We start from the raw sequence: 3,824 nt of genomic DNA, 5'->3' as shown, positions 1-3,824 counted from the left end.
CCATCCCACCGTCGCGGGGGGGGCGGGGGGCGGGGCGAGCCCACCGACGTGGGCGGGCGCCCATGGCCCGGGCCCTCGTCGTCAGCGGCTTGTCGCTTCTGGTCCTGATCCGGCTTCCGCCGGGGCGCGTCCTACTTCTGGTTCAGGTCGCGCCGCGCGGCGACCTTCGAGGACAGGCCGTGGATCTGGACGAAGCCCTTGGCCAGCGACTGGTCGAAGGTGTCGCCCTCGTCGTAGGTGGCGAGGTTGAAGTCGTAGAGCGACTGCTCGGAGCGGCGGCCGTTGACCACCGCGGAGCCGCCGTGCAGCACCATGCGGATGTCGCCGGAGACGTGCTGCTGGGTGTCCTGCACGAAGGCGTCGAGGGCGCGCTTGAGCGGGGAGAACCACAGGCCGTCGTAGGCCAGCTCGCCCCAGCGCTGCTCGACCTGGCGCTTGTAGCGGCCCAGCTCGCGCTCGATGGTCACGTGCTCGAGGGCCTGGTGCGCGGTGATCAGGGCGATGGCGCCGGGGGCCTCGTAGATCTCGCGGCTCTTGATGCCGACCAGCCGGTCCTCGACCATGTCCAGGCGACCGACGCCCTGGCGGCCCGCGCGGTGGTTCAGTTCGACGATGGCCTCGAGCACGCTCACCTGGCGGCCGTCGATGGCGACCGGGACACCCTTGTCGAAGGTGATGATGAGCTCGTCGGGAGCCTCGAAGTTGACCGTGGGGTCGGCGGTGTAGTCGTAGACGTCCTTGGTCGGGGCGTTCCACAGGTCCTCGAGGAAGCCGGTCTCGACGGCGCGGCCCCACACGTTCTGATCGATGGAGAAGGGCGACTTCTTGGTGACGTTGATCGGGAGGCTGTTCTCCTCGGCGAAGGCGATGGCCTTCTCGCGGGTCCAGGCGTAGTCGCGGACGGGGGCGATGACGTTCAGGTCGGGAGCCAGAGCGCCGATGCCGACCTCGAAGCGCACCTGATCGTTGCCCTTGCCGGTGCAGCCGTGCGCGACGGTGGTGGCGCCGTGGAACTTGGCGGCCTCGACCAGATGCTTGACGATCAGCGGCCGGCTGATGGCCGACACCAGCGGGTACTGGCCCATGTAGAGGGCGTTGGCCTGGATGGTGGGCAGGCAGTACTCGTCGGCGAACTCGTCGCGCGCGTCGACCACGATCGCCTCGACGGCGCCGCAGTCCAGCGCACGCTGGCGCACCACGTTCATGTCCTCGCCGCCCTGGCCCAGATCGATGGCCACGGCCACGACCTCGGCGCCGGTCTCCTTGCCGATCCAGCTGATGGCGACGGAGGTGTCCAGCCCACCGGAGTAGGCGAGTACGACGCGCTCGGACATGTCTTCAGTGCTCCTCGAGTGTGTGTTCGTGGTGGTCTCGGCCGCTTGTCGGGCGGTCTGCCGGTCGCGCCGGCGCGCAGATCTGACGAACCCTGCGCCTTGTACAAATGATTATGCACGACTATGCAATCCCATACATAACCGGGGTCGCCTTGCCGACGCGGATCACACCTCGCGCCGCACCCGCACAGCGACGGCGAGGCAACCGTACCGCCGCGCCCCCTTCCCGGCCACGCGACCGCGCGGAGGATCTCGCGAGCGGCAACCCCTTGGCGACGCCCCGCCGCTGTGCGAGCCTGGATCCACCACGACACACGCCTGCACCATCCGCCACGAGGCGCCGCCATGACGGCAAAGGAGCCGGCTCATGTTCCACGACATCATCGAACCGCTGCAGGATCTTGCCGAACAGAACCGCGACCTGATCGGATACGTGGTCATCAACCTCGGCAACGGAGCGCTGTCGATCGTCCGGTGGGGCCTGGAAGTACTCCCGCCCCTGCTCCAGCCCTATTTCACCCGCTGAGGCCGCCGCCGAGACGCCCGCGCCCGCCCCTGCCGAAGCAGCCAACGGAACAGCAGCCCACGGAACAGAGGAGCTCCCGTGAACGAGACCGACCCCCTCCTGCAATTCGCCATCGACAACCGGGACTGGCTCGGGTACCTCGCCATGCACGGGGGCGAACTCGGCATCACCGTGGCCAGGGCGCTGTACGGGCTGGCGGAGCCGCTGTTGCGGCAGTTCTTCCTCGAGTACCCGCACTGACCGGGCTCGCTCGCTCCCGATCGCGGTCTCCGCGGCGTCGGTGGCCCGCTCGGCCCGTCGTCAGTCGGCGTGCATGATCGCCGAGTCGTATCCGGTCGACCGCGGCCGAGGTCTCCGATTCACCGCGCTGCTGCGGGCGCAGCGGTAGTGGCGCACGGTGTGCGGCAGGACCGCCGGGTCGACGGCGACCCCGAGGGGTACAGGGAGGATTTGCCGAGCCGCTGCTGGTACCTGGCGTGGTTCCGGTCACCCGAAAGAGGTGACGAACGTGTAGCCGTGTCCCGACTCCGCGTGTACACGGGGGTCGAATCGAGATATTCGATCTTCCAATGGAATACGAATCGAAATGATCGGCGACCGAATCCATCGGAGGCCGGAAAAACAGGAACGATTCGGGTCGAATTTCCTACGCGCCACGGGTTTGCCGAGAAGAATCCGGTGTAGCCAACGATCGGGGCCTCGAAAAAGCTGCCGACCCTTTGCGCTCGCTGCGGTGCATCGCCGTCGACGGCAGGCAAGGAGTGGTGATGAAGGGCGGCGTGCAACTGGCGATCGGGGTGGGAGCGGGATACATCCTCGGCCGGACCCGCAAGATGCGACTGGCCCTTGCGCTGGCAGGCGCCGGTCTGAGCAAACAGTCCGAGGCGAAACAGTTGTTGCAACGCGGGAGTTCGCTGCTCGGGTCTACACCGGAACTGGCGAAGATCGGCGACGCGGTGCGCGGCGAACTCGGCGGGGCCGTCCGGGCAGCGGCGATCAATGCGGCGAGCACCAGGCTCGACGCGCTCACGGCACGAATCCAGCAGCCGCCGGATACGGCGACGGGCGAGAAGGACTCCGATCAGGAGTACGCCGATGAGGGGCATTCGGACGACCACGACCGCGACGACGAATTCGCCGACGAGTACGCCGACGAGGACGAGATCGACGACGACACGGACGAAGGCGACGAGCCCGGCGAGGACCGCGAGCCGGACGCGGTGGAGGACGGCACTGACGACTACGCGGACGCGGAATTCGCTGACGAGGACTCCACGGACGAGGACTCCACAGACGAGGCGGACGAGGCGGACGAGGCGGACGATCGGTACCCCTACGACGAGGCCGAGTACGGCGAGGACGACCGGGAGGACCTCGACGATCTGGACCACGGCGCCGTCGGCGCGGCGGAGCAGGCGGTGACGAGGCGGCCTCGTCCCCGTGCCGGCTCCACCCCCGCAGCGGCGGGTGCGGCCCGCTCACGGGCTCGTGAGGGCGTGCCGGCCGGGAGCCGCAAGGCCGTGTCGGGGAGGCGGGCCACCTCGGCGGCGAGCCGGGCCTCGGCAACCGGCGCCCGTCGCGTGCGCGCCCACGCCGCCCCCCCCGCGCGCGCCCCCGGGCGCCGGGCGAAGAGGTGAGGATCATGGCCGAGCGATCTCCCGGCGATCGGCGTCCCATGGGCCCGGCGCGCAAGCGCACAGGCCGCCCCTCCTCCGCGACGAAGCGGGCGGGACGCGCCACCGACGACCGGGCACGCGAGACCGCCTCGTCGCCGGGCGAGAAGGCGCGCCGGACGGCCTACGCGACGACAGGCGCGGAGCAGGGCCTCTCCCCCACCGAACATCTCCAGCAGTCGCTGCAGAACCTGGCGGGCGCGGTGGCCGCCGCCCCGCACGGCCGGGTGGCGCACAACCTGTGGGGGCCCCGGCGCCCCCCCCCCCACAACGCCCCCGGGCGGGGCGGGG

The 3,824-nt window shown here is 70.0% G+C and carries 5 protein-coding genes; 4 read left to right on the top strand and 1 reads right to left on the bottom strand.

The features are described from left to right. Window positions 1–131 precede the first annotated feature (131 nt). Complete coding sequence (locus QH283_RS05335; protein ID WP_280501897.1) at window positions 132–1,334, bottom strand: argininosuccinate synthase; 1,203 nt, start codon at window positions 1,332–1,334, stop codon at window positions 132–134. Between the two features lie 367 nt (window positions 1,335–1,701). Here QH283_RS05335 and QH283_RS05330 point away from each other — a divergent pair, with 367 nt between their 5' ends. The 4 genes from QH283_RS05330 to QH283_RS05315 form a co-directional block, all read left to right on the top strand. Then, entirely contained in the window at window positions 1,702–1,860 is a 159-nt protein-coding gene (locus tag QH283_RS05330) for a hypothetical protein (RefSeq protein WP_280501896.1), read from the top strand. Between the two features lie 78 nt (window positions 1,861–1,938). Then, the gene (locus QH283_RS05325; RefSeq protein ID WP_280501895.1) at window positions 1,939–2,100 is read left to right on the top strand and encodes a hypothetical protein; all 162 of its coding nucleotides are present in this window, start codon (window positions 1,939–1,941) and stop codon (window positions 2,098–2,100) included. Between the two features lie 479 nt (window positions 2,101–2,579). Continuing rightward, window positions 2,580–3,497 (top strand): hypothetical protein, encoded by a 918-nt coding sequence (locus tag QH283_RS05320; RefSeq protein ID WP_280501894.1) that lies wholly within the window; start codon window positions 2,580–2,582, stop codon window positions 3,495–3,497. 5 nt (window positions 3,498–3,502) lie between these two features. Then, window positions 3,503–3,824: hypothetical protein (locus QH283_RS05315; RefSeq protein WP_432420664.1), on the top strand; the 322-nt coding region annotated here is incomplete at its 3' end.

This window comes from Nocardia farcinica (assembly GCF_029867845.1).
Classification (GTDB): Bacteria; Actinomycetota; Actinomycetes; order Mycobacteriales; family Mycobacteriaceae; genus Nocardia; species Nocardia farcinica_A.
This window is presented reverse-complemented; position numbering and strand designations above follow the sequence as displayed.